The organism is Mesorhizobium sp. M7A.F.Ca.US.006.01.1.1 (assembly GCF_003997935.1).
In the GTDB taxonomy this organism is placed as follows: Bacteria; Pseudomonadota; Alphaproteobacteria; order Rhizobiales; family Rhizobiaceae; genus Mesorhizobium.
In genome coordinates this window covers 1-4326 of the sequence record NZ_RZQL01000383.1, presented here as the reverse complement: position 1 = coordinate 4326, position 4326 = coordinate 1, and the positions used below count along the sequence as shown (strand labels likewise).

Genomic DNA, 4326 nt, shown 5'->3' with positions numbered 1-4326 from the left:
GTCCAAGCGACGTGATCTGCTCGCGCCGTACGTCGAGATAAAGAGAGATCCGCTCGCGCTTGAGTTTGCGAATATCGAACGTGCTGCGCGAGGTAGCTCGCATCAGGCGTTCGTTGAGAAAGGGAGCCATGCCGGTCCGCACGCCGGCGTAGATTCCGGAAAACTGCCGCTCAGACATTTCGAAATATGGCAGCAGGGTTTGCAGCGTAAAATGCGAACATTCGCGGCGGCGCTCCTCGCGCAGAGAGCCGATGAACTCCAGGAGCGGCTGCTCGGCACCGTTCATAATCTCGAGGATTGTGGAGAAGGTCTTCTTCTCGTTCGGAATCGCAGGCGATTCCATGACGAAGGACGCGATGCCGGTAAAAAGGAGGCGGGCATCGTTGACCCAGTAGGGATCCGCGTTCGAAGGGGGGCGCGGAAACAATGCCGCAGCGATGTTGCGAAGGTCGATGTCGCGCTGTGCTGAGTCCAGCGAGATGAAGTCCATCGGATTGTAGCATGCGGTATTGCCGTCCGGATCAGCCGGCGCGAAACGCACCACGCGGCTCATGGTCGAACGGTAACCAGCAGTCGCCGCATAGGTCTCGCCCCGCAGGTCGAGAACCACGAGCGAATGCGGCCAGGTCAAGGCGTTCGGGATGATGAGAGACGTGCCCTTACCGGAGCGCGGCGGCCCTATGACGAAGCCGCCGATATCATCGCCATCAATCCACAATTTCTTGCCACCAATCAGCTTGCGCTGGGTCAGATGAATCTTGCCGGAGCGCTGATCGCGGCCGGGCGACAAAATCTCGGCAAGCTTGCCGCCGGCTCGACCGACGAAGACGCCGCCCACTTTCGTAAGGCCGGTTTTCGATACGTCGCTCGTGGTCATGAAGCGAGAGTCATTGCGCTTTCTCGGACGCATGAGAAACAAGCTGACCAGTGGCAAGAGAAACCCAAAAAATCCCGCCGCAATGGCGTATTGCACCCTGTCAAAATTTCTCGCAGTCACGTCAGCCAAGGCCATACGAACAACCGGCAAGGGATTAGCGTTCAGGTGGTCAAACAGGACGTGGGAGCCAGTCCGGTACCAATCTGTCGCGACATAGGCGACCATGAAGAGCAGGGCGCCCATGGCCATCGCCATGAGCACCATAAAAATTGCTGTTGCGATTTTCTGCATGGATGGGCCTCGCTAGATTGTCTCCGCCTTGGTGAACTTGATCTCGCTGATGCCGCGCCGGCCGCCTTCGGTGCGGACCATCTGGACGACCACCGGAATGACCTCGCGCAGATAGTCGAGGATTTCACTCCGTGAGAGCCCCGTACTGCCCTGCATGACCATGAGCGCCAGCCGCTCGTAGGCGGACCGGGCGGAATTGGCATGAACGGTCGTGAGCGAACCAGGATGGCCGGTGTTGATCGCCTGCAGAAACGCGAACGTTTCAGCGCCGCGTAACTCGCCTAACAACAGACGGTCGGGTCGCATGCGAAGCGAGGCTTCGAGAAGCTGTTGCGCGGAGACTTTGGCAAGGCCCTGGTCGCCCTTCGAGGCTATCAGCGTGACGTTGTTGGGAGCCGGCAGCCTCAGTTCGCGGGTGTCTTCGATCGTGATGATCCGTTCACGGGGCGGGATTTCCTTCAAGAGTGCGTTCAAGAACGTCGTCTTGCCGGTCGACGTACCGCCTGAAACGACGATCGAGACGCGGTTGCGCACCGCATACTGGAGGAACTCCATCGGCGAGGTGTCCTGCAACATTTCGACAAGTCGCTTTTCTTCGGTTGAAAGCGCCAGGCCGCTACCCATCGCCGTGTTCTCGAATGCGCCAAGATCCTTGTAGGCATCAAGGCTCATATCCATGATGACCTGTTTGCGGATTGAGATCGCCCCGCCTTCGGGAGCCGCCGGCGGCAAGATGCATTGGATGCGCTCGCCTGAGGGTAGTGCTGCCGACAGGACCGGTTTTTCTTCATTGATGACCTGATTTGTCGCAGAGGCGACACCCGTCGAGATGTTGCGGATCCAGCCGGGCGTGACTTCGCGCTTGACGACGTGCTCCATTTCCTTGGCGCCGAGGCGTTCGATGAACAATTCACCTGGCCTGTTGATCGCAATCTCGGAAACCGAGTCTTCGTTCAAATAGGACCATATTGGCTCCAGATGCGCGCGCAGGACCGGAGCTCTTGCCCAAGGGTCGGGGAGGGGATGCAGGGCGTTCATTTCACCGGACTCCCATAGCCGCGATAAAAATGATCCTTTGGCGTCGCGTAAAGAGGCGTCGGATCGATCGCGGCCTTCGGCCGCCCACCTGCCCTCATTCGTGCAACTTCTTCCTGAACCGGATCGGCGTACAAATCCGAGAAATCGAGATCTCGCCGCACCAGCACGACGATGGACGTGCCCTGGTCGACGTAGACTGTCGGGCCAATGTTCTGCGTGTCGCGAAACGCCTCTTGCGCGAGTTGCTGCAAGGCGGTCGATGACTTGTCGAACGCGATACCGCGGGCGTCGCGCTGCGATCCATTGCCACCATACGTTACGGTTGTGGTCTCACCGGTCACGGGATCGGTCGTCGACACCTGACGCTGTTGTCCATCCTGGCTGCTGTCGCCAAGCGAAGACAGATATTCAGAAACGCCGCCAACGACGGAGAGCATGATGGCGTTGCCGTACCGTTCAACCCAGTGCGTATCGACACGGCCGCCCATGCCGCCTCGGCCGAGCGCATCTGCACCAGGCGACTTTATATCGACGGAAATACCGTCCGAGCGAATGACCCTGTTCCAGACGATGAAAACACGCTTTTGACCGCGCGCAAGCCCCGAGCGGTATTCTCCGGTCAAGCGCGAGCCTTTTGGAATGAGGACCCGCCTGCCGTCCAGCGAAAAGACATCCTCACGCACGACAGCGCGAACTGCGCCGGGAAGGTCGGTGTTAACAGCGGTTTCCAAATAGCCGCGAAGGATCGTTCCTTCAGGGATCAACGCATCGGTGCGTCGGAATATTTTGGCTTTAACGATCCCGGAAGAACTTGCCTCGGACTGAGCCAGGAATGCCTTGTTGGGATCACTGTCGGCGCCGGGGACCGGGACGATCTGACCGTCGGGGGCGATTTCGACCTGTGCCGCCTGGGCGCCGGCGTCCGTCGAGCCGGTTTCACCATTCGTCACCATCTGGTTCGATCGCAGGCGTTCCCACACTGCTTTTTCGTGCTCTGCGGCCTCAGCCTTGCGGCGAGCCTCTTCGTCAGCCGCGGCCTTCTGGCGAGCTTCTTCCGCCTCGGCCTTGCGGCGAGCTTCCTCGGCCGCCATTTGCGCCTCCAGCGCACGCCGCTGCGCATCGAGATCCGCGCCCTCCTGCACGGTCTGATCGACATTATCGGCTTGTTGCGTGCCCTTCTGGTCGTCAGCCGGTGGCGGCACCACGATCTGGTCGATCGTGCCGTCGGCAGGTTGTGGCGGCTCGTTCAACGCCGGCGGGCGGAACTCGGGCGGGTTGAAGTTTTCCTCGCCATCGCTGCGAAGATCGCGCGATACCGGCTCCCGAGGCCAGTTCAGCCATATCAGCGCGCCCACCAGCACCACGCCGAGGCCGACCAGGGCGATTTTGGTACCCACACCCGCACCGCGGCGCGCGACCGTCGGGCTGCCGTCCAGTTGGTTATAATCGATCTGCGTCATCACCGCCCTCCGCTGGACCCGAACAGGGTGGAACCACCTGTCAGTTTCGTTGGACCGTAGACCTGCTCGACTGGATCGATAGCGTTGGGTCGAGCCCGGTTGTAAAGGCAGAGTGTCTTGCCATCGGCTCGCAAGGTGAATTGCCGTGCCACCTTGTCGATGACGGTGTATTTGCCCTGCGTGCGAACGTTGACCAGCGACTCATGGCGCTTGTCGTCGACCACGAAAATCGCCGGAATGTCACCCTTGAACTCCAGAAACACCTTGGTGCCGTCGTCGAATACGGTGCGCGGCTTCAAGCTGTCATCGCCTTTGTACGCATAGTCGTAATTGAGATCGGCATAGTTCAGGTCCTTCAAATCCGGATCGGCGGCGCTCTCCTTGGCCTGCGAGAGCAGGCGCGCGTTGATATCCTCGTCCGGGTATTTGAACCGGACCTGGAAGGATGCCCGGTCGCGGCTATTGTCAGTTGCCTGCAGCAGCAGGGAATAGACGCGCCGGTTGGTGACCACGTTGACGTTGGTCCAAGCATCGCGCTCCAGCGGCTTGACAAACAGAAATCGCGATCCGCGTTTGGGGATGATCGACCAGCCCTTCGTGTCGCCGGCGGAAACGGTCTCGATGACTTCGGTCGGACTGAGTTCGACCATCGTCGAAATA

4 protein-coding genes are annotated in these 4326 nt (G+C 60.0%); all 4 read right to left on the bottom strand.

Annotated elements, in window-relative coordinates; translation table 11 throughout:
- On the bottom strand, positions 1–1168 hold a 1168-nt coding region (locus EN943_RS35360), incomplete at its 3' end, for a type IV secretory system conjugative DNA transfer family protein (RefSeq protein ID WP_164778558.1).
- Positions 1169–1180: 12 nt separating this feature from the next.
- The gene (virB11, locus tag EN943_RS35355) at positions 1181–2125 is read right to left on the bottom strand and encodes a P-type DNA transfer ATPase VirB11 (RefSeq protein ID WP_245476097.1); all 945 of its coding nucleotides are present in this window, start codon (positions 2123–2125) and stop codon (positions 1181–1183) included.
- A gap of 77 nt (positions 2126–2202) precedes the next feature.
- On the bottom strand, positions 2203–3666 hold the full coding sequence (gene virB10, locus EN943_RS35350; protein WP_127416422.1) for a type IV secretion system protein VirB10: 1464 nt from the start codon (positions 3664–3666) through the stop codon (positions 2203–2205).
- The coding region (locus EN943_RS35345) for a TrbG/VirB9 family P-type conjugative transfer protein (protein WP_164778557.1) at positions 3666–4326 on the bottom strand (661 nt) is incomplete at its 5' end. The genes EN943_RS35345 and virB10, both read right to left, overlap by 1 nt.

What these genes read in the sequence shown, in the direction of transcription:
- virB10 (WP_127416422.1), bottom strand. Translation starts at nt 3,666, where the DNA reads ATGACGCAGATCGATTATAACCAACTGGACGGCAGCCCGACGGTCGCG.